The organism is Larsenimonas suaedae (assembly GCF_023712105.1).
Lineage (GTDB): Bacteria > Pseudomonadota > Gammaproteobacteria > Pseudomonadales > Halomonadaceae > Larsenimonas > Larsenimonas suaedae.
In genome coordinates this window covers 474,195-494,192 of sequence record NZ_JAMLJI010000002.1, presented here as the reverse complement: position 1 = coordinate 494,192, position 19,998 = coordinate 474,195, and the positions used below count along the sequence as shown (strand labels likewise).

At 61.7% G+C, this 19,998-nt stretch carries 19 protein-coding genes; 12 read left to right on the top strand and 7 right to left on the bottom strand.

The features are described from left to right. The first annotated feature begins 263 nt into the window (after positions 1 to 263). The 4 genes from glnA (at position 264) to ntrC (ending at position 5,023) form a co-directional block, all read left to right on the top strand. Positions 264 to 1,673 (top strand): glutamate--ammonia ligase, encoded by a 1,410-nt coding sequence (gene glnA, locus NAT49_RS08205; RefSeq protein ID WP_251593100.1) that lies wholly within the window; start codon positions 264 to 266, stop codon positions 1,671 to 1,673. 108 nt (positions 1,674 to 1,781) lie between these two features. Next, positions 1,782 to 2,357, top strand: a complete 576-nt coding sequence (locus tag NAT49_RS08200) for a DUF4124 domain-containing protein (protein ID WP_251593099.1) — start codon at positions 1,782 to 1,784, stop codon at positions 2,355 to 2,357. Positions 2,358 to 2,550: 193 nt separating this feature from the next. Next, positions 2,551 to 3,618: a nitrogen regulation protein NR(II) gene (gene glnL / locus NAT49_RS08195; protein WP_251593098.1), complete on the top strand. Its 1,068-nt coding sequence runs from the start codon at positions 2,551 to 2,553 to the stop codon at positions 3,616 to 3,618. After that, positions 3,611 to 5,023: a nitrogen regulation protein NR(I) gene (ntrC, locus tag NAT49_RS08190; protein ID WP_251593097.1), complete on the top strand. Its 1,413-nt coding sequence runs from the start codon at positions 3,611 to 3,613 to the stop codon at positions 5,021 to 5,023. The genes glnL and ntrC overlap by 8 nt, the downstream gene beginning before the upstream one ends. Here ntrC and NAT49_RS08185 read toward each other — a convergent pair whose 3' ends face one another. Next, positions 5,024 to 5,686 (bottom strand): IclR family transcriptional regulator, encoded by a 663-nt coding sequence (locus tag NAT49_RS08185; RefSeq protein WP_251593095.1) that lies wholly within the window; start codon positions 5,684 to 5,686, stop codon positions 5,024 to 5,026. 183 nt (positions 5,687 to 5,869) lie between these two features. Here NAT49_RS08185 and NAT49_RS08180 point away from each other — a divergent pair, with 183 nt between their 5' ends. Further along, entirely contained in the window at positions 5,870 to 7,207 is a 1,338-nt protein-coding gene (locus NAT49_RS08180; RefSeq protein ID WP_251593094.1) for a deoxyguanosinetriphosphate triphosphohydrolase, read from the top strand. A gap of 245 nt (positions 7,208 to 7,452) precedes the next feature. Then, entirely contained in the window at positions 7,453 to 8,247 is a 795-nt protein-coding gene (locus NAT49_RS08175; protein WP_251593093.1) for an aspartate dehydrogenase, read from the top strand. Between the two features lie 81 nt (positions 8,248 to 8,328). Here the strand turns inward: NAT49_RS08175 and glsB are convergent, their stop codons facing one another. The 5 genes from glsB to NAT49_RS08150 form a co-directional block, all read right to left on the bottom strand. Continuing rightward, the gene (gene glsB, locus NAT49_RS08170) at positions 8,329 to 9,255 is read right to left on the bottom strand and encodes a glutaminase B (protein ID WP_251593092.1); all 927 of its coding nucleotides are present in this window, start codon (positions 9,253 to 9,255) and stop codon (positions 8,329 to 8,331) included. A 125-nt stretch (positions 9,256 to 9,380) separates the two neighbouring features. Continuing rightward, positions 9,381 to 10,022: a peroxiredoxin gene (locus tag NAT49_RS08165; protein ID WP_251593091.1), complete on the bottom strand. Its 642-nt coding sequence runs from the start codon at positions 10,020 to 10,022 to the stop codon at positions 9,381 to 9,383. A 192-nt stretch (positions 10,023 to 10,214) separates the two neighbouring features. Beyond that, a complete protein-coding gene (locus NAT49_RS08160; protein WP_251593090.1) occupies positions 10,215 to 10,553 on the bottom strand; it encodes a P-II family nitrogen regulator in 339 nt (112 codons plus the stop codon). Positions 10,554 to 10,710: 157 nt separating this feature from the next. After that, on the bottom strand, positions 10,711 to 11,958 hold the full coding sequence (locus tag NAT49_RS08155) for an ammonium transporter (protein WP_251593089.1): 1,248 nt from the start codon (positions 11,956 to 11,958) through the stop codon (positions 10,711 to 10,713). Between the two features lie 33 nt (positions 11,959 to 11,991). Beyond that, positions 11,992 to 12,330 carry a P-II family nitrogen regulator gene (locus NAT49_RS08150; RefSeq protein ID WP_251593088.1) on the bottom strand — a complete coding sequence of 113 codons (339 nt, stop codon included), beginning with the start codon at positions 12,328 to 12,330 and terminating at the stop codon, positions 11,992 to 11,994. Positions 12,331 to 12,734: 404 nt separating this feature from the next. On the opposite strand from NAT49_RS08150, the gene NAT49_RS08145 reads away from it, so the two are divergent. The 5 genes from NAT49_RS08145 (at position 12,735) to NAT49_RS08125 (ending at position 18,537) form a co-directional block, all read left to right on the top strand. Continuing rightward, a complete protein-coding gene (locus NAT49_RS08145) occupies positions 12,735 to 13,088 on the top strand; it encodes an accessory factor UbiK family protein (RefSeq protein ID WP_251593086.1) in 354 nt (117 codons plus the stop codon). 159 nt (positions 13,089 to 13,247) lie between these two features. After that, a complete protein-coding gene (locus NAT49_RS08140) occupies positions 13,248 to 14,804 on the top strand; it encodes an alkaline phosphatase D family protein (protein WP_251593085.1) in 1,557 nt (518 codons plus the stop codon). Between the two features lie 88 nt (positions 14,805 to 14,892). Beyond that, positions 14,893 to 15,489 (top strand): phosphatase PAP2 family protein, encoded by a 597-nt coding sequence (locus NAT49_RS08135; RefSeq protein ID WP_251593084.1) that lies wholly within the window; start codon positions 14,893 to 14,895, stop codon positions 15,487 to 15,489. Positions 15,490 to 15,620: 131 nt separating this feature from the next. After that, positions 15,621 to 16,382 (top strand): M15 family metallopeptidase, encoded by a 762-nt coding sequence (locus NAT49_RS08130; protein WP_251593082.1) that lies wholly within the window; start codon positions 15,621 to 15,623, stop codon positions 16,380 to 16,382. A gap of 331 nt (positions 16,383 to 16,713) precedes the next feature. After that, on the top strand, positions 16,714 to 18,537 hold the full coding sequence (locus NAT49_RS08125) for an EAL domain-containing protein (protein WP_251593081.1): 1,824 nt from the start codon (positions 16,714 to 16,716) through the stop codon (positions 18,535 to 18,537). Here the strand turns inward: NAT49_RS08125 and NAT49_RS08120 are convergent. Continuing rightward, positions 18,534 to 19,439 (bottom strand): LysR family transcriptional regulator, encoded by a 906-nt coding sequence (locus NAT49_RS08120; RefSeq protein WP_251593080.1) that lies wholly within the window; start codon positions 19,437 to 19,439, stop codon positions 18,534 to 18,536. The two genes, NAT49_RS08125 and NAT49_RS08120, sit on opposite strands and share 4 nt — an antisense overlap. 110 nt (positions 19,440 to 19,549) lie before the next feature. On the opposite strand from NAT49_RS08120, the gene NAT49_RS08115 reads away from it, so the two are divergent. After that, positions 19,550 to 19,990, top strand: coding sequence for a PACE efflux transporter (locus NAT49_RS08115; RefSeq protein WP_251593079.1), 441 nt, complete (start codon positions 19,550 to 19,552; stop codon positions 19,988 to 19,990). The last annotated feature ends 8 nt before the right edge of the window (positions 19,991 to 19,998 follow it).

Here is a 19,998-nt window from a genome sequence, read left to right as displayed (position 1 = left end):
CGTTTTGAACTAGAGTGAGAGGGCGCCTTGAGCGGTGTCAGGTACTTTTCTATTTTTTTGTTTTAAAAAACGACCAGAAAACAAAATCTTATAAAAGTATTTTGAGGTCTTGCCCCAAATTGGCACGCGGCATGCATCTGTGTTGCACAGTCAAAAGGCATCGCTGCACACGAGCTGCACACGCCAATGCGCTGGACACTTTTTAAAAAACGCATATCGCGGATCAACGCCATCACGAGCCAAGCTCACATCGGAGGATCACCATGGCAGATAAGACGCTTGCCCTGATTGAAGAACATGACGTCAAGTGGGTCGACCTACGCTTCACCGATACCAAGGGCAAGGAGCAGCACGTCACCATTCCTGCGCGCAGTGTGGATGACGAGTTTTTCGAAACCGGACAGATGTTCGATGGCTCCTCCATCAACGGCTGGAAGGGCATCAACGAATCCGACATGATTCTGATGCCGGAAGATGGCAGTGGCTACCTGGATCCGTTTACCGAAGACCCCACGCTGGTGCTGCGTTGCGACATCATCGAGCCGGCCACCATGCAGGGCTACGAGCGTGATCCGCGCTCCATCGCCAAGCGTGCCGAGGCGTACCTGAACAGCACCGGTCTCGGCGACACGGCGTTTTTCGGCCCCGAACCCGAGTTCTTCATCTTCGATGAAGTGCATTTCAAGACCGACATGCAGGGCTCGTTCTACAAGATCTCGTCCGAGGAAGGCGCCTGGGCCACTGACGACACCAAGATCGAAGGCGGCAACATGGGTCACCGTCCGCGCGTGAAAGGCGGCTACTTCCCGGTACCCCCGGTCGACAGCTTCCACGACATTCGCGGTGCGATGTGTAACACCCTCGAAGCGGTCGGTCAGAGCGTTGAAGTGCATCACCACGAAGTGGCCAACGCCGGTCAGAACGAAATCGGCGTCAAGTTCAATACGCTCGTCAAGAAGGCCGACGAAGTCCAGACCATGAAGTACGTGATCCACAACGTGGCGCACGCCTATGGCAAGACCGCGACCTTCATGCCCAAACCGATGGCGGGTGATAACGGCAGCGGCATGCACGTTCACCAGTCGTTCTGGAAAGACGGCGAAAACATGTTCGCAGGCGATGAGTACGCGGGTCTCTCCGAAACCGCGCTTTACTACATCGGCGGCATCATCAAGCACGCCAAGGCCCTGAACGCCTTCGCCAACGCCTCGACCAACTCCTACAAGCGTCTGGTGCCTGGTTTCGAAGCACCGGTCATGCTGGCCTACAGCGCGCGTAACCGTTCGGCATCACTGCGTATTCCGTACACGTCCAGCCCGAAAGGCAAGCGTGTCGAGCTGCGCTTCCCGGACCCGACCGCCAACCCGTACCTGACGTTTGCGGCCATGCTGATGGCCGGCATCGATGGCATCAAGAACAAGATCCATCCGGGCGACGCAATGGACAAGAACCTCTATGACCTGCCGGCTGAAGAAGCCAAATCGGTTCCGACGGTGGCGTCCAGCCTTGAAGAAGCGTTGAACGCGCTGAAAGAAGACCACGCGTTCCTGACCGAAGGTGGTGTATTCACCGAAGACACCATCAACGCCTACATCGAGCTCAAGGAAGAAGACGTCACCAAGCTTCGCATGGCGCCGAGCCCGATCGAGTTCGACATGTACTACAGCCTCTGATCGCATCTTGCATCAGGTGGAAAAGCCCCGCTCTTGCGGGGCTTTTTTATTCATGGCCGATTCATGCCTGCCTTAGACTGACTCATGACTCAAGGGAGGATGCTGCAAATGAAACGGTGGTTTTTACTGATGTGTGCGACCGCGCTTGCGTGGCCGGCGCTTGCGGATACGGTGTATCGCGTGGTCGATGAAGACGGCACCGTGCGCTTCAGTGACCGGCCCACGCCGGGGGCAAGCGCGGTTCGGCCCGCGATGCCGGACGTCGTGTCGCCGCCCTCCGGAGGCCTGGCCGCGCCGACCTCTTCGCAGAGCGTGTCCGAGGCGCGACGGGCGTATCGGCGCTTTTACATCGAAAGCCCTGCCGACAAGGCAACGATTCCACCGGGGTATGCCGGCGATATTCAGGTCTCGGTCGGCGTCGAGCCGTCACTCAAGGACGGAGACCGGGTGCGGCTGCTGCTCGATGGCACGCCCAGCCAGTCGGCCATGCGCGCGCGGGTGTTCATGATCGCAGGTGTCGAGCGCGGTGAGCACCGAATTCAGGCTGAGCTGATCGATGAAGGCGGCCGTGTGCTGCGTCAAAGCTCCCCGGTGACGGTCTTCGTCAAGCGCGCGCAGGTGCCGCCCAATAGCCCCGCCGCCAGGGCACCGGTCAGCGGCGTACGTGGGGCCAACACACCCTGACAGCCAGGTGTGCATTGACCCCTTGATTCAATGCACCAAAATGGTGCCAGTCGCCGCGATGGATCAACGCCGATTCGACGTGCCTGGCACGCTCATGGCGCAAAAGGACACGGCCTGGTCGGAACTGGCGCGGTTTTTGCACTATTGAAGTGAACAGTTCAAACGACGTGATGACGCCACAACGGGGACAGGGATGGATCAACGCTTGCTCGAACATTTGACGACCGGGGTCGTCGTGCTGGACGCCGAGCTTCGGGTGCGCTGGATGAATCCGTCGGCCGAATCGATGCTCGGCATCAGCCTGGAGCGTGTGCGCCAGACCGGACTTGAGTGCATTGACCACCAGAACAGCGACGTTCGAACGCGCCTTGCGGCGGCGCTTGCACACCAGCACCCCTACACCCAGCGTGAAGTGCCGCTGGCGCTTGCGAACGGCACGTCGATCACGGTCGATTACACCGCCTCGCCCTTGTCAAAGGATGAGCTACTGCTCGAGTTCGATGCCCGGGACCGACTGATGCGCATCTCGCGTGAAGAGGCGCTGGTTGCCCATCAGGAGATGATCAAGGTGTTGAGCCGGGGGCTGGCGCATGAGGTCAAGAACCCCCTTGGCGGCATCCGCGGCGCCGCGCAGCTTCTGGAGCGTGACCTGCCGGACGAAAGTCTTGCCGAGTTCACCCGCATCATCGTCGAGGAGGCCGACCGCCTAAGGGATCTGGTCGACCGCATGCTTGGGCCGAACATCGTCGCCGAGCATCAGCCGCTCAATATTCACGCGGTGCTCGAGCGGGTACGTACGTTACTCAAGGCAGAGACCACGTCCGTGAGCTTCGTCGGCGACTATGACCCGAGTCTTCCGGAGCTGGTGGGTGATCAGGGGCAGTTGATTCAGGCCATTCTCAATGTGGCCCGAAATGCGGTGCAGGCGCTCGAGGAGCATCAGAGCCCCTCGCCGACCGTAACCCTCAAGACGCGGGCCCGGCGGCAGTTCACGCTGGGCGCCGAGCGCTATCGGCTGGTCTGCGAGGTGTCGATCATCGATAACGGGCCGGGGATTCCCGCGCATCTTCACGATTCCCTGTTCTACCCCATGATTTCAGGCCGGGCCGAAGGCAGCGGGCTGGGGCTTTCGATTGCACAGTCGATCCTGCACCAGCATCACGGCCTGATCGAGTGCGAATCCACACAGGGACACACATTATTTCGGTTGCTGATTCCCATGCAATCGGCAGCTCAGGACAAGGAGGGCGCGCATGAGTGACTACGCACGGGTCTATATCGTCGATGATGACCGATCCATTCGGTGGGTGCTGGAGCGAACGCTTGCACAGCCGGATCTGACCGTCGAGAGCTTCGAGCGCGCCGAAGCCGCGATGGAGGCCATTGATCGGCAGGTGCCGGATGTACTGGTGACCGATATTCGCATGCCGGGGGTCGATGGGCTCGATCTGATGGCGCGCACGCGTGAGCGTTTTCCGGACATGCCGGTGATCGTGATGACCGCACACTCCGATCTGGACAGCGCCGTGGCTTCCTATCAGGGCGGCGCGTTCGAGTACCTGCCGAAGCCGTTTGACGTCGATGAAGCGCTGTCGCTGGTTCGACGGGCGGTCGCCCATGCCCGCGAGCGCAAGGCGCCGGTCGATGCCCCGGAAAACATCACTACCGAAATTATCGGTGAAGCGCCGGCAATGCAGGAGGTCTTCCGAGCGATCGGGCGGCTATCGCAGTCGCACATCACCGTGATGATCAACGGTGAGTCCGGCACCGGCAAGGAGCGCGTCGCTCAGGCGCTTCACCAGCACAGCCCACGCTCCAGAGCGCCGTTTATAGCGCTCAACATGGCCGCGATTCCCAAGGATTTGATGGAGTCGGAGCTTTTTGGCCATGAAAAGGGCGCGTTCACTGGCGCCACCGCTCAGCGTCGCGGCCGGTTCGAACAGGCCGATGGCGGCACGCTCTTTCTCGATGAGATCGGCGACATGCCGGCCGAAACCCAGACACGGCTACTGCGCGTGCTGGCCGATGGCGAGTTCTATCGGGTGGGTGGGCATACGCCGGTGAAGGTTGATGTGCGCATCATCGCAGCCACCCACCAGCACCTTGAGGCACTGGTAGAAGACGGGCGCTTTCGCGAGGACCTTTTTCACCGGCTGAACGTGATTCGCGTACATCTTCCGAGACTTTCTGAGCGGCGCGAAGACATCCCGCGCCTGGCGCATCATTTTATGATCGAAGCCGCGCGCGAACTCGCCACCGAACCGAAGGTATTGACCAAGGACGCCGAAACGCACCTGTGTGACCTGCCGTGGCCGGGCAACGTTCGCCAGCTCGAAAACACCTGCCGCTGGCTGACGGTAATGGCGTCGGGCCGTGAAATCCTGATTGATGACCTGCCGCCGGAGCTCAAGAACGCCCACCATCAGACGGCCAATGCCGACGACTGGCGAGGCGCCTTTAGAAGCTGGGCCGATCAGGCACTGACCTCGGGCCACACGCATTTGCTTGAGCAGGCCGTACCGGATTTCGAGCGCATTCTGATCGAGACGGCGCTGAAGCACACCGGTGGCCGCAAGGGCGAGGCGGCCGAGCTGTTGGGCTGGGGGCGCAATACCCTGACCCGCAAACTCAAGGTGCTGCTGCCGGCGCTGGCCGAAAGCGAGTGATCAGCGCCCGCTCAGGTGGCCGAGCGGGGCGCGAAGATCAAGCGCGACCTCATCCAAAAGCTGCGCGTGCTGCGCGCGCGTGGCGTTATCGAAGCGGGCATTGAGGCCCGTTAGTGCGATTACCCCGTGGCGCGTTTGCTGTTCGTCCCGAATGACCACGGCAAGCGTTGCAAGTGAGGCGCCGTCGGCGCCGACCTGCTCGAGTACGTGCTCGGGCGCACCGTCTGTCAAAAGCGTCGCAATGGCGCCTTCTGTCATTGGGTAGCGGCTGCCTTCCTCGATGACATGGCACAGCGCGTTCGAGCCGAGCTCCCGAAACCGGCACACCTGCATGCCGGCGTCCTGAACGTAGAAAGCGCAGGTTTCGCCGGTGCGGTCGCGAAGCTGAAGAAGGCGTGGTCGAACCAGGCTTTCAAGGTCCGGCAGGCTGTTCGAGGCCAGTGCGCCAAGGCGCACGAAGGCCGGGCCAAGATGGTAAACCCCGGCGGCGTCTCGGGTCAGGTAGCCAAACCGTTCGAGCGAGCCGGAAAGGCGCAGGATGGTGCTTTTATAGAACCCGCTGTGCTGGGCCAGCTCGGTCAATGTGAAGTGCTTTTTCTGCTTGGAGAAGGCGTTGAGCAAGGTCAGCGCTCGTTCGACCGATTCCACCCGCTGTTGACTCATATCGTGACTCCTTAGTGTTCTATAAGGGTGCGTCAGGCGCAACAGTCGGCGCTATTGCGCTTTGGTCGAGGCCGTCTTCTGTTTGAGACCGCCGTCGAGCTTTTGTTCGAGACCGCCGTCGGTGGAGGGTTCCCGGGGGGAGTGCGACAATGATGATCCACGCCATCATTTCAGGACATTGCAATGAGCACCATGAGTTGGTCGACGCTGTTGGCCCCGGCTCGCCTCGATGACAAGCCGTCCGGCTCCGAGCGCGAGATCGGCCGATCGCCGTTTCACAAGGATTACGACCGCATCGTGTTCGCCGGCTCGTTTCGGCGTCTGGGCCGCAAGACGCAGGTGCACCCGCTGACCGAAAACGATCATATCCACACCCGGTTGACCCACTCGCTCGAAGTCGGCTGTGTGGGCCGAAGTCTTGGCATGATGGTGGCCGAGGGGCTTGGGGATCGACTGCCATCCTGGACCACGCCCGCCGACATCGGCGTGATCGTGCAGGCCGCGTGCCTTGGTCACGACATCGGCAATCCGCCGTTCGGTCACGCCGGTGAGTACGCCATCCGCGACTGGTTTCATCGCGCCCGGCTCAGCGAGCCTGAGCTGTTCGAGGGCTTGTCCGAGCGCGAAATGCAGGATCTTTTGACCTATGAGGGCAACGCGCAGGGGTTTCGCATCGTTACCCAGATCGAATACAACCAGTTCCGCGGTGGCATGCGGCTGACGATGCCGACGCTCGGCGCGATGCTCAAGTACCCCTGGAGCGTTGCCCACGCCGGCCGTGGCGGCAAGTTCAGCGCCTATCAGTCCGAACACGAGCAGCTCGCGCGCGTGGCCGAGACGCTTGGGCTGATTCGCACCGCCGATGACGCCTGGTGCCGTCATCCGCTGGCCTATCTGGTCGAGGCCGCCGACGACATCTGTTACGCCCTGCTGGATCTGGAAGACGGGCTCGAGATGGATATTCTTACCTTCGATGAAGTGGCAGGCGTTCTGATCAGTATCGCCGGCCACACCCCGGAGGATTTTCTGGAGCTTCAGCGTCTGGGGGCGTCTCGGCGCCGTCAGGTTGCGGTACTGCGCGGCGCGGCGATGGAGCGCGCCGTCAAGGAAGCCGCCGAGGCGTTCATCGCCCATGAGCATGAGCTGCTCACCGGCACGCTCAAGACCGATCTTCTGGAGCTTTGTCATCCGGATCTTCACTGGGGGGTGCGCCAGGCCAAGGAGATCGCCCGCGAACGTATTTTCAGAAACCCGCGCAAGGCCAAGCTCGAGATCGGTGCCTATACCACGCTTGGCATTCTGCTCGAGGCGTTCATCGGTGCGGCGTGCGAGCTTCATCGCACCGGCACCTCCAGCTTCAAGCATCAGCGCGTTTTATCACTGATCGGTGAGAACACGCCGCGCGCCTCATGGCCCCTGTACGACAGCTATCGGCGGATGCTCGATTTCATCGGCGGCATGACGGATCACTACGCGGTGGATCTGGCACAGGAAATGGGCGGGCGTCTCAGGGGGGAGTGATACCAGAGCGTTCGGGCCGGCTCGGTTTATGCCGAAAGCAGGCCCGAAGGCGATCATCCCGGAACCCGGAACCCGGAACCCGGAACCCGGAACCCGGAACCCGGAATCTTGTTCATGTGCGCACGGATAGCCGGGCCATGGTGGTCGGCCTCTAAGTAGGAAGGCTACTATGAGCGGCGTCGTTGTCTTATCGTTTTTTGGAAATACAGCCTTTTTTCAAACCTTAGCGCGTGAGTGATGCATCTATGAATCGAACAATCGTGATGATCGGGTACGGGGCGATGGGCCATGAAGTGCATCGGCTATTGCCGGAGGCGCTGAGCCTTGAATGGGTGATCGAGGCGCCCGAGCGTCAGAGCGCGGTTCAGGCGCAGTTGGGCGAGCGGGTCAGGGTGGTGTCCTCGGTCGATGAGGTTAAGGGCGAGCCGTCGCTGGTGCTCGAATGCGCCGGCCAGCAGGGGCTTCGTGCCCACGGTGAGGCGGTGCTTCATCGCGGGTGGCGGCTGGCGGTGATTTCAGTCGGTGCGCTGGCCGATCAAGCCCTGTACGACGCGCTTTGTGAGGCCGCTCGGGCCGGTGACACCCAGTTCGAAGTGCTCTCCGGTGCGGTGGCGGGCATGGATGGACTGGCGGCCGCGCGGGAAGGCGGGCTTGACCGGGTGACCTACGAGGCGCGCAAGGCGCCCCGCAGCTGGCAGGGCAGTCACGCCGAAACGCTGGTGGCGCTTGATAAGGTCACGGTGCCGACGGTCTTTTTCGAAGGCACGGCGGGTGAGGCCGCTCGCCTGTTTCCAGCCAATGCCAATGTGGCCGCGACCGTTGCACTCGCAGGCGTTGGCATGGAGGCCACCACGGTCAAGCTGGTGGTCGACCCGCTCACGACGCGCAACACCCACCGCATCAAGGCGGAAGGGCGGTTCGGGCAGTTCGAGATCGAACTCAGCGGCTTTCCGCTTGAGGCCAATCCAAAGACCTCGACGCTTGCGGCGCTGTCGGTCGTTCGCGCCTGCCGTCAGTTACTGACGCCGGCGGTTGTCTAACCCTGCACTTGTCTAATCCTGCAATTGTCTGACCCGGTTTTCTGATCCCAGGGCGGTTACGGGGAGCACGGCGGCCAAGGATCAGGGGCAGACGACCGGGGCGAACACCGACCAGCCAAGGCGCTCGGTCAGCTTTTCAAGCACCTGCATGCCCACCAGCGAATTGCCGCTCGGGTTCAATGCCGGCGACCACACGCAGAGGCTGTAGCGGCCCGGCACGATCGCGACAATACCGCCGCCGACGCCGCTCTTGCCCGGCAGTCCGACCCGGTAGGCGAAGTTTCCGGCCTCATCGTAGAGCCCGCTGGTGGCCATGATGGCGTTGACCTGCTGGGTCTGTCGCGGTGACAGGATGACGTTGCCGCTGTGCAGACAGCGGCCCTGATTGGCCAGAAACGAGAAGGCCCGGGCCAGATCCACACAGCTTGCGGCGAGCGCGCAGTGATGGAAGTAACTCTTGAGCACCGTGTCGACGTCGTTGTGGAAATTGCCGAACGATTGCATCAGATACGCGGCGGCCGCGTTACGTGAGCGGTGCTGATATTCGGAGTCGGCGACCACCATGTCGGCGATGATGTGCGGGTTGTCGGTCAGCTTTCGAACCATGTCGCGCATGGAGAGAACGGGCGCGGCGTAGCGGGATTCGTTGATGTCGGCGATGACCAGGGCGCCTGCATTGATGAAGGGGTTGCGCGGTCGCCCCTGCTCGAATTCGAGCTGCACCAGCGAGTTGAAGGCCTGCCCGGAGGGTTCATGGCCGAGCCGGTCCCAGATGGCTTCGCCCTGGTGGGTAATCGCCTGCACCAGGCTAAACACCTTGGAAATGCTTTGAATCGAGAACGGAACGTCGGCGTCGCCGGCCTGAGACAGCGACCCGTCGGTGCCGATCACGGCGACCCCGAGCTGATGCGGGTCGACGGTGGCCAGCGCCGGGATATAGTCCGCCACCTTGCCCTGGCCGAGCAGGGGGCGAACCTCATCGAGAATCGATTCGAGCAGTGCTTGCATCTGAAAACGCGCCTAGTGTGAAAACGCGGGCAGTGTAGCGCGTTCATGCTCGGCGCGCTCGGACCAAGCGCATCGGCCCTGTAGGCGGCGTATCGGGCGCTTACAGGGCCGGGTGTGCAGATGCGTTAGCGGGACTTGTTGGGCTGCGGAGTAATGCGCAGGTAGGGGCGTTTTTCGTCCCAGCCGTTGGGAAAGAGTTCCTTGGCCTGTTCGTTATCGAGCGAGGGCACGATGATCACGTCGTCGCCATCGCGCCAGTTCACAGGCGTTGCGACCTTGTAGCCGTCGGTGAGCTGAAGACTGTCGATCACGCGAAGAAGCTCGGTGAAATCGCGGCCGGTGCTGGCCGGGTAAGTCAGCGTCAGGCGGACCTTCTTGGCCGGGTCGATCACGAACACCGAGCGAACCGTGCTGGTGGCGTCGGCGTTGGGGTGAATCATGTCGTAAAGCTCGCTGACACTGCGATCACTGTCGGCCAGAAGCGGGAAATTGAGCGCGCAGCCCTGGGTCGCTTCGATGTCGCCGATCCACTGCTTGTGCTCGTCGAGCGCGTCGACCGACAGACCGATCGTCTTGGTGTTGCGCTTGTCGAATTCGGGCTTCAGGCGGGCGACTTCACCGAGTTCGGTGGTGCAGACCGGGGTGAAGTCGGCCGGGTGCGAAAACAGCACGACCCAACTGTCACCGGCCCATTCGTGAAAGCGGATCGAGCCGTCGGTGCTGTCCTGGGTAAAGTCCGGTGCGGTATCACCTAATCTAAGTGCCATGAAAACCTCCTTTGGGATCAAGACCTGCCATGAACGGAGCAGGCGGTCGGCGGCAGACGCCGAGTCGCTGCCTGCCTGTCACGGGTAAGTCTTGTTGCGATCGGGCGATTTCTCAAGGGCGCAACGCAATCGAGGGCCAATAAAAAAGCGCGCCGGAGGGCGCGCTTTCGAAAATGGCGTGAGGCCGTGCGGTCAAACCGCGTCCTTGCCGGTTTCGCCGGTACGGATACGCAGCACCTGCTCGAGCGGGGAGACGAAGATCTTGCCGTCGCCGATCTTGCCGGTGTTGGCAACGTCTGTGATGGCTTCGATGACCTGATCGACCATGCTGTCATCGACGGCGACTTCGAGTTTCACCTTGGGTAGAAAATCGACGACGTACTCGGCCCCGCGATACAGCTCGGTATGCCCTTTCTGTCGACCGAAGCCCTTGACCTCGGTGACGGTGATTCCCTGAACGCCGACCTCGGATAAGGACTCGCGGACATCGTCGAGCTTGAACGGTTTGATGATGGCGGAGACCAATTTCATTGCTTCTCTCCTTGCAGTGTCGGTAAAGGCATCCCTCGTTTGGCATTAAGCATACAACGGGTTTCCAACTCTCACAAAAAGCATTGCCGCTTTGCCAAAAAAGCCCCAGGGGGCCGCAGGAGGGCGGGGCGGCGTCGAGCGCCGCCCCGGGCCTTGATTATTTTTTGCTGCCGATGAATTCCGGGTACGCTTCCATGCCGCATTCGGTGATATCGACCCCTTCGTATTCCTCTTCCTGGCTGACGCGAAGCCCCATCACGGCCTTGATGATGAACCAGACAACAAGGCTTGCGATGAAGGTCCAGCCAAAGATGACGGCAATGCCCAGAAGCTGTGCGCCGAACGTGGCGGCCTCATTGGTCAGCGGCACCGCGAGCAGACCCCAGATGCCGACCACGCCGTGCACCGAAATGGCGCCGACCGGGTCATCGATTCTGAGCTTATCAAGGGCGACGATGGCAAAGACCACGATCAAACCGCCTGTCAGGCCAATCAGGGTTGCGCCGAGTGCCGTGGGCGTCAGCGGCTCGGCCGTGATCGCGACAAGCCCTGCCAGCGCCCCGTTGAGGGCCATGGTCAGATCCGCCTTGCGAAACCAGAGGCGGGCAAGAATCAGCGCGCCGATCACACCGCCGGCTGCGGCTGCGTTGGTGTTGACGAAGACCTGTGCGACCGCATTGGCCTCACCGATGTCGGAAATCTTGAGCTCCGAGCCGCCGTTGAAGCCGAGCCAGCCAAGCCACAGGATGAAGGTGCCAAGGGTTGCAAGCGGCAGGTTCGCACCGGGAATGGCGTTGATCTGCCCGTTCTTGCCGTACTTGCCCTTGCGCGCACCGAGTAGAAGAACGCCTGCAAGCGCGGCGGTCGCGCCACACAGGTGCACAACGCCTGAGCCTGCGAAATCCTGGAAGCCGGCTGCATCGAGGAAGCCGCCGCCCCATTTCCAGTAGCCCTGAATCGGATAGATAAAGCCGGTCAGCACCACCGCGAACAGCAGGAATGCCCAGAGCTTCATGCGTTCGGCAACGGCGCCCGAGACGATCGACATGGCGGTCGCGACGAACACCACCTGGAAGAAGAAGTCCGAGCGGGCGGAGTAATAGACCTCACCCCCGCTTGCGAACACGTCATCGGGGGTGTTTTCCGCCCCGAGCAAAAAGCCGAGGTTCGGCAGGAAGCCGCCTGACTCGCTTGAGTACATCAGGTGGTAGCCCACCAGCAGGTACATGGTGCAGGCAATGGCGAACAAGGCAATGTTCTTGGTCAGAATCTCGGTGGTGTTCTTGGCCCGAACAAGGCCTGCCTCCAGCATCGAGAACCCGGCGGCCATCCACAGCACCAGCGCGCCGGTCATTAGAAAGTAGAACGTATCGAGGGCGTATTTGACTTCGATCAGGTCATTCATTTCACAGTTCCTTGGAAAGCGTGCAATCGGGGGTCATACCGCATCTATACCGCGTTCACCGGTACGGATGCGGATGGCGTCTTCGAGGGGGGTGACAAAGACCTTGCCGTCGCCGATCTTGCCGCTGTTGGCCGCCTGGCAGATGGCGTCGATGATGCTGTCGAGGCGTGCATCATCGACGGCGACTTCTAGTTTTACCTTGGGTAGGAAATCCACCACGTATTCAGCGCCGCGGTAGAGTTCGGTGTGCCCCTTCTGCCGGCCAAAGCCCTTGACCTCGGTCACGGTGATGCCTTGCACCCCGTTGTCGGCAAGCGCTTCTCGAACGTCGTCGAGCTTGAACGGCTTGATGATGGCGGTCACAAGTTTCATCCGATTCTCCTTGATGGGGCACGTGCATAAGCTACGCAGGCACCATGCCAATGCGCGGGTGATCTCTTTTTTATCAGTGGCTTAGGTGGGTGTGGGGCAGTGGGTGTGTGTTTGTGGTGCAGGCGCGCACCAACGGCTGCACCAAATAACGGCCTTTCTTTCGCGCCTTGTGCAGCGTTGCACTGTTTGTGTGCAAGGCGGCTTGTGTGCAAGGCGACGACATGAGCGCCGGGCGTGTCTATAAATGTGCCGAAGGGCGTGTTGACGGGCGTGGCGAAGGGCGGTCAAGAACACGCAGGGTTTTGAACACAGGCGCTATCGTCGACGCTGCGACGGGATTAGGCGTTTCGGTTCCACAGTGCGTATCCTATGCTCAACGAACACGTAATCAGAGGAAGGATACTATGGCCGCCAATCGCGATGTATTCAGTCGATTCGCCCAACAGCTCGGCGAGCGTCTTCAGGACGTCTCCCAGGCGCCGGAAGACATTCAGCGAAGCGTTCAGAGCGCGATGAAGAGCACGTTCGACCGTTTCGATCTGGTCTCGCGTGAAGATTTCGACATCATGATGGATGTGCTTACCCGCACCCGTACCCGCGTCGAGGCGCTTGAAAAGCAGGTCGCCGACATGGAAGCGCAGCTTGCCTCCCTGAACGGCGGTCAGACCACCACGGCCAACGCCGAGCCGTTAAGCGACGACGCAGCCAACGCCGAACCGACCGGAACCAGCGACGACTCGCCGAACACCGGCGTCTGATCCCACCTGGAGTCTCCCTGAAAACCTCGCATCTGCGGGGTTTTTTTACGTCTGAATACCGCGTGGTCGGTCGTGACATCGCCTCGTCATGGGGGCGTATCCAAGACGTCATCTTGTGTTCGGATACTTCACTTACGATTTCTGGTACGGGGAGACGACATGAAGCGACGTGACTTACTGACGACAGGCCTCAAGGGAGGGCTGGGGCTTGCAGGCCTTGGCACGGGGATTATCGGGGCGCCGGCCATTGTGCTTGCCGAGGGGCGCCGTCCGGAGGCGGTGTCCGGCGTCATGAGTGGCGATGTGCTGACGGACCGCGCCATGCTCTGGAGCCGGGCGGACCGCCCCGCGATCATGCAGGTCGATATCTCGAAAACGCCGGATTTCGCCCAGTTTCGGCGGCTGCCACCGGTGGCGGTGCTGCCGGAGACCGGGCTTGTCGGCAAGCTCGACGCCACGGGTCTTGCCGGCTGGGATCATCTTTATTACCGGGTGCGTTTTCAATCGCCAGGGGATCACCGGGCGCTGAGCGCGCCGGTCACGGGGTCGCTGCCGCTTCCGCCAACCTCCGCCCGCAACGTGCGCTTTGTATGGTCAGGCGATGTGGCCGGGCAGGGCTGGGGCATCGATGAATCGCGCGGCGGCATGACGATTTTCGAGACCATGCGAAAGACGCGCCCGGACTTTTTCCTTCATTCCGGCGATACCGTCTACGCCGATGGCCCGATGGAGGAGCGGGTGGCGCTCGAGGACGGCTCGGTCTGGCAGAACGTGGTGACGCCGGCCAAGCAAAAGGTGGCGGAAACGCTCGAGGAGTATCGGGGGCAGCACGCCTATAACCTGCTCGATGCCAACGTACGCGCGCTCTACGCAGACGTCCCGATGCTCGCCCAGTGGGACGACCACGAAACGGTGAATAACTGGTACCCGGGGGAGCTCCTTGACGACGACCGCTACCGGGAGAAAAACGTGTCCCTGCTTTCGGCGCGGGCCAGACAGGCGTTTGTCGAGTTCACGCCGACGCGGCTCTCCAGCTCGGCCCCGGACCGGCTCTATCGACGATTTCCCTACGGCCCCGGGCTCGAGGTATTCATGCTCGACATGCGAAGCTACCGCGGCCCCAACAGCGCCAATGTACAGACGTCCTCGTCCCCGGCCACCGATTTTCTTGGCAAGACCCAGTTCGACTGGTTGAAACAGGCCCTGCTCGACTCAAGCGCGACCTGGAAGATCATTGCCGCCGATATGCCGGTCGGGCTGGTGGTGGCCGACGGCGATCACTTCGAGGCGGTCGCCAACCGCTATGACGGTGCGCCCAAGGGGCGCGAGCTCGAACTTGCCCGGCTTTTGCGCTTCATTCGCGACAACGCCATTCAAAACGTGGTTTGGTTCACCGCCGATGTACACTACACCGCAGCGCACCACTACGCGCCGGAGCGCGCTGCGTTCAAGGCGTTCACGCCGTTTTGGGAGTTTGTCAGCGGGCCGCTGCACGCCGGTACCTTCGGCCCCGGTGAGCTCGACGCCACCTTCGGTCCCAAGGTGGTGTTTCAAAAAGCCCCGCCCGACGGCCAGAAGAACCTGCCACCCTCGCGGGGCTATCAGTTCTTCGGTCAGGTCGACCTTGACGGCGAAAGCGAGGCACTGACCGTGACCCTCAAGGACAGCGCCGGGACCGCACTTCATCAACAGGTGCTGACACCGACCCGGGCCTAGGCTGCGACCGCGAAACGGCGTGATGGAACCAATCCGCTAGAGAGGGGTTCTAAAGGCCGTTTCGCTGTCTCAATGCCCCCGGATGATCATGGAAGCCCTCAACCTTCGCCTGTTCGATAGGCTCAATGCCCCTGCCCACGCCTCGCAGTTCCTGCTCATGACCGCGGATGTGTTCGCGATCTACGTCATTTATCTGGTGCCCTTGCTGCTGGCGCTGGGCTGGCTTCATAAGGATCCCGACCGTCAAAGGGGGGTACTTCAGGCGCTGGTGGCCTGTGTAGTGGCGCTTGGCGTCAATGGTGTGATCGGGCTTTTCTGGGATCATCCCCGGCCGTTCGTTGCGCATCTGGGGCATACGTACCTGGCGCACTCGGCAACGCCGTCGTTTCCAAGTGATCACATGACCATCGTGACCACGGTGGCACTGACGTTTCTGGCCTACCTGAGACTACGGCGCATCGGCGCGGCGCTGGGGCTTTTAAGCCTCGGTATTGCCTGGTCCCGAATCTATCTCGGCGTGCACTATCCGATGGACATGCTGGGCGCGATTGGAGTATCGGTGCTGTGTACGCTGATGGCGCGCCGACTCGAGGCGCTTTACATGCCCGGCCTGCACCGTCTGACGCGGCGTGTCTATCGCCGTCTGTTTTCGGTCTTTATCGCACGGGGCTGGCTTGCCCGGTAGGTCGCCTCGACTTGCGCTGGCGGCTATCCGGCAGCGTATGATGACAATTCGATGCGCTGGGCGAGTGCCCATCGCCCCTTGCCGTGATCACGCAGCGGGTAAGCCCTGACTGCGTCTGACTGGATTTGAACGTGACGCCATCCGACCCGCTCTCGCTTGCAGAACACCCCATTCCCACGCTTTCCGACCCCGACTGGGCCGCCATTGCAAACCTGCCCATTGTCGAGGAGGGCGGACGGCTCCATCCGACCTCGCTTGGGCGCGCCGGAATGGCGACCTGGCCGATCTATCACGCACTCGGCGTGCCCGGGGCAGTGGCCGAATGCTTCGTGCGTGAACCTGTCTACCGTGGGCTTCTGGCCGCGTCGAACATGCTGCCCGAAGGTGTCGGGCTGGTGGTGCTCGATGGCTGGCGCCCGATGGCGGTTCAGCGAGCGCTGTTCGAGCGTCTGCACACCCTGATGGCCGAGCGGTTCCCCGAGTATTCGAACGACCGGCTCTATCAGAAAACCCGCGCGTTCGTTGCGCCGCCAAGCGACGACCCGGCCGCGCCGAGCCCGCATTTGACCGGGGGTGCGGTCGATGTGGCGCTCTGTGATGAGTGCGGTCTCATCCTCGATATGGGCTCGGCGTTCGATGAGGTGTGCTCGGCCTCCTATACCGATCATTTTGAAACCCACCTTGATGCTGAAGATGCGATGCTCTATCGCGCTCGTCGCCGCGTGCTCTTCCACGCGATGGCCTCGGCAGGCTTTGTCAATCTACCAAGCGAATGGTGGCACTACAGTCTTGGTGATCAGCTCTGGGCCTGGCGTACCGGGGCCAGGGCCGCGCAGTTCGGCCCTACCTCTCCATACACGATCGAGCAGCGTTGGGCCGCCTCGCTCGTATAAATGGCCGGGGCCGTGAAGTGAGCGTGTGACCGGCACGGCCTTGCCCTTCCCCATGATGACCCGATGCCTGCGTTGCCCATGGTGCGTATGTGCTATCGGTTTATGCTCATTTTCTCGGTTTATGCCCATTTTCTAAATAGAGCTCATCCTGTCGGCAAAGTTTAATTAAACTGCATCCCCAGCCGGCCGATTTTTGGATATGACTGGAGCGCGTGCGCTCTAAACGCGGTCTTGTCCGGTCAGTCAAAACTCAAACAACGATCAACGATGATGCGACTCGGAGGCGGGGATGCCTTTAGTGTGTACGCAGGGCTACTCGAGCAGCGGGCTCATGGGTCTGGAAAGTCCCGAGCGCCGGTTCGAGCAGTTGAAGGCGCAGCTTGCGATGGTGTTTCAGCCGATCATCGATGTTGAGACCGGGCGTTGCTGCGCGGTCGAGGCCTTGATGCGCGGGGTCGGGGAGGTGGGTTTCGACTCGCCGCTGGCCGTGCTTGCCTGGGCAGAGCGTGTCGGCAAGCTGGCCGAGGTCGATGCCCTGGTCCGCGCACGCACGCTTGTTGCCTTCAAGGCGCTCGAGGCACCAGCGGACGTACGCCTGTTTTTAAACCTCGAAAACCGGCTGTTCGCCACGCCAACGCTGACGCTCGAGGCCCTTCTGGCCGAGCTGGAACACGCTGGCGTGGCTCCGGAGTCACTGGTGCTCGAAATTTCCGAGCGCCATTCGCTTGCCGGCGAGACCGCGCTTGAGGCCGAGCTTGCTCGCTGGCGCGCGGCCGGCATCGGACTTGCACTCGATGACTTCGGCATCGAGCTCTCCAATCTGGACCGGCTGTATACGCTCGGCCCGGAAGTCATCAAGCTCGACAAACAGTTCATTTGTGGGCTCGGAAGTGACCCGCGACAGGTCCTGTTCGTGAAAGGGGTGGTCGCCCTTGCGCGTTCGCTCGGCATCAAGGTCGTGGCCGAAGGCGTGGAAGACGCCGCCGCGCTCGAGGCGTGTCGCGAGGTGGGGTGTCAGTACGTGCAGGGGTATTTCATCGAGGCCCCGACGGCCGTGCCCTGCCTGCTTCGATGCCCGTTCGAGGTGGCCTCAGCGCATGATTTAACAGCCTCTGCCGGTGCCTCGCACGAGCGACAGGTTTTGCCCGAACAACAGTTTCTACTCGAACAGCTAAGCCAGCCGCCGGTACTGACCCTCGACATGGCAATGAGCGATGCCCTGACGCTTTTTCGACAAAACGCGGCCCACAGCCACTTTCCGGTGTTGGATGCCCACGGCGTGCCGCTTGGGGTGGTCACCGAGCGCATGCTCCGGCGCTATGTCTATTCACCGTACGGCTACGCACTGCTTCAAAAGCGCACGGTGAACGACCAGCTGGCCCACCTTCTGAAGCCCTGTGCGAGCGTGACGCTTGGCACCTCGGCGGCCGGAATGATTGAACGCTATTATCAGCCAGGCGCTCTGCGTAGCGAGCATGAAGGGGTCTGCGCACTGGAGCAGGGGCGCTACGCTGGATTCTGGACGCCCGAGGCCATTCTTAGCGCGCTTCAATGGCGCGACATGAAGCAGGCGCGGGATGAAAACCCGCTGACCCGGCTGCCGGGCAATCACACCATCGAGCGCACGCTGCGGGACTATCTAACGCACACGCGCACCGATTGGGCCACGGTCTATTTCGACCTCGACTACTTCAAGCCGTTCAACGACCACTATGGCTTTCGGCGTGGCGATGAAGTGCTGCTTTTGTTCGCACGACTGCTTGAGAGCCATTTCAGTGATGATTCCGCGTTTCTGGGGCATGTGGGCGGCGACGATTTTGTCATGTTCCTGCCGTGTCCGGAGGTCGAAAAGGTATGCATCGAGGTCACTGCGCTGCTGGCGACGTTTTCTGAGGAAGTGCGTGCGCTCTACAGCGCCCCCGACTTGGCCGATGGAGGCTTCATGGGGACTGACCGATCCAATCAGAGCTGCTGGTTTCCGCTTTTGACCACCTCCGCGGCCATGCTTGTGGTGCCGGGCCGAGGCGTTTCGATCAGTGAGCAGCGCCTTCTTGAAACAAGCGTTCTGCTCAAGGGGGCCGCCAAGGTCGCGGACAGTAACCTCTGCTGCGCAAGCGTCTACCCCGAGCCGCAGGCCACGGCCACCCGTGTTTAATGCTCGACCGGGTGCTTCAGCGCCTGAGCCAGTGCGTTTCTAAGCCACTGAGAGACCGGCCCGCGGGCGCTGTCGCGTCGTGAAATCAATTCGATCGCGATGTCTGGCAGTGCGCCGGCGTCGGTGACATCAAGCTGGACAAGGTTCGGGCGAAAGGGCGGGTAATGGGCAATGTGGCGAGGCACCCGCGCCCAGCCAAGCCCCCGCACCGCAAGCTCAGCCATCGCGTAAAAACTGTTCAGGCGCCAATAGCGCGAGGCCTGGGGTGTGTCTGCGCTGTGGGTCTGGCGCTGAGCGATCATCAGCTGGCGGTGCTCGGCCAGATCGCCCGCGCTCGGGGCACTCACTTGCGCCAGCGGGTGTTCTCGCCCGACCACCACCACCTGCGTCAACTGGCCGAGTGAGGCTCGCTCCAGCGCACTGGCGGGCTGAGCGTGAGCGAACTGAATGCCCAGATGAGCACTGCCATCCTCGATCCAGCGCGCCACTTCATCCTGCGCACCGTTCAATACGGTCAAGGCAAGCGCCGGGTAGGTCGAGGCCAGCCGCTCCAGCACCATCATTACCGGGGGCATTTCGACCAGCGCCTCCTCGATCGCGATCGTAAGACTCGCCTCTTCACCCCGGCTCAGCGTTCGCGCGCGGGCCTCGAATCGCTGACACTGCGCCAGCACCTGGCGCGCCTCGTGCACCAGGGTGTGACCTGCGTCGGTCAGCCTCGGCAGCCGCGTGCTGCGGTCAAACAGGGTGCAAGCAAGGTCCGCCTCCAGGTGCGCAATGGCGGTGCTGACCGCCGACTGCGCCCGCCCAAGCGAGCGGGCAGCGGCGGAAAACGAGCCGGTTTCCGCCACCCGAAGCAGCGTGATGAGCTGATCAAGGCTCCATGGCAGATGTTCATTCATGGTGAGACCTATCTGAAAAAGTGATGGAAACCAACTTTCTACTATCGTAGCTGGCCGTAGAATGCATCGCACATGTACAGGGCAAGTCGCCCGGGAATCTGGTGTCTTCGATGCGAACGAAAAAGGAACGTCTTGCTCAGGCGGGGCTGATGGAGTTGGGTGGTATTGTCATTGTCGCGCCGTGTGCAAGCCTTGCGACCGGGCATGATCTTTCTCAGATGGGGGCGCTCGCGCTGATGCTCTCGACGGTCGCGGTACTCTGGAGCACCGTCTGGAATTGGCTGTTCGACCGCTGGGTGCCGACCCGGGAACGAACGCTTGCCCAGCGGCTGGCCCAGACGCTTGGGTTCGAATTCTTTCTGGCCATGATCACGGTCTTCATCGTGGCCTGGTGGATGAACATGGGGCTTTTGGCGGCGCTTTGGCTCGACCTTGGGTTCATCGGGTTCTTCTTGATTTGGGCACTGGCCTTCAACCATCTATTCGACAAGGCGGTGGTACGCTTGCTGCGTCACCGTGAGGGCAGCTACGCCTCGGCGCACGGCGAGTGAAGCTCGGC

What these genes read in the sequence shown, in the direction of transcription:
- glnA (WP_251593100.1), top strand. Translation starts at nt 264, where the DNA reads ATGGCAGATAAGACGCTTGCCCTGATTGAAGAACATGACGTCAAGTGG.
- NAT49_RS08200 (WP_251593099.1), top strand. Translation starts at nt 1,782, where the DNA reads ATGAAACGGTGGTTTTTACTGATGTGTGCGACCGCGCTTGCGTGGCCG.
- glnL (WP_251593098.1), top strand. Translation starts at nt 2,551, where the DNA reads ATGGATCAACGCTTGCTCGAACATTTGACGACCGGGGTCGTCGTGCTG.
- ntrC (WP_251593097.1), top strand. Translation starts at nt 3,611, where the DNA reads ATGAGTGACTACGCACGGGTCTATATCGTCGATGATGACCGATCCATT.
- NAT49_RS08185 (WP_251593095.1), bottom strand. Translation starts at nt 5,686, where the DNA reads ATGAGTCAACAGCGGGTGGAATCGGTCGAACGAGCGCTGACCTTGCTC.
- NAT49_RS08180 (WP_251593094.1), top strand. Translation starts at nt 5,870, where the DNA reads ATGAGCACCATGAGTTGGTCGACGCTGTTGGCCCCGGCTCGCCTCGAT.
- NAT49_RS08175 (WP_251593093.1), top strand. Translation starts at nt 7,453, where the DNA reads ATGAATCGAACAATCGTGATGATCGGGTACGGGGCGATGGGCCATGAA.
- glsB (WP_251593092.1), bottom strand. Translation starts at nt 9,255, where the DNA reads ATGCAAGCACTGCTCGAATCGATTCTCGATGAGGTTCGCCCCCTGCTC.
- NAT49_RS08165 (WP_251593091.1), bottom strand. Translation starts at nt 10,022, where the DNA reads ATGGCACTTAGATTAGGTGATACCGCACCGGACTTTACCCAGGACAGC.
- NAT49_RS08160 (WP_251593090.1), bottom strand. Translation starts at nt 10,553, where the DNA reads ATGAAATTGGTCTCCGCCATCATCAAACCGTTCAAGCTCGACGATGTC.
- NAT49_RS08155 (WP_251593089.1), bottom strand. Translation starts at nt 11,958, where the DNA reads ATGAATGACCTGATCGAAGTCAAATACGCCCTCGATACGTTCTACTTT.
- NAT49_RS08150 (WP_251593088.1), bottom strand. Translation starts at nt 12,330, where the DNA reads ATGAAACTTGTGACCGCCATCATCAAGCCGTTCAAGCTCGACGACGTT.
- NAT49_RS08145 (WP_251593086.1), top strand. Translation starts at nt 12,735, where the DNA reads ATGGCCGCCAATCGCGATGTATTCAGTCGATTCGCCCAACAGCTCGGC.
- NAT49_RS08140 (WP_251593085.1), top strand. Translation starts at nt 13,248, where the DNA reads ATGAAGCGACGTGACTTACTGACGACAGGCCTCAAGGGAGGGCTGGGG.
- NAT49_RS08135 (WP_251593084.1), top strand. Translation starts at nt 14,893, where the DNA reads ATGGAAGCCCTCAACCTTCGCCTGTTCGATAGGCTCAATGCCCCTGCC.
- NAT49_RS08125 (WP_251593081.1), top strand. Translation starts at nt 16,714, where the DNA reads ATGGGTCTGGAAAGTCCCGAGCGCCGGTTCGAGCAGTTGAAGGCGCAG.
- NAT49_RS08120 (WP_251593080.1), bottom strand. Translation starts at nt 19,439, where the DNA reads ATGAATGAACATCTGCCATGGAGCCTTGATCAGCTCATCACGCTGCTT.
- NAT49_RS08115 (WP_251593079.1), top strand. Translation starts at nt 19,550, where the DNA reads ATGCGAACGAAAAAGGAACGTCTTGCTCAGGCGGGGCTGATGGAGTTG.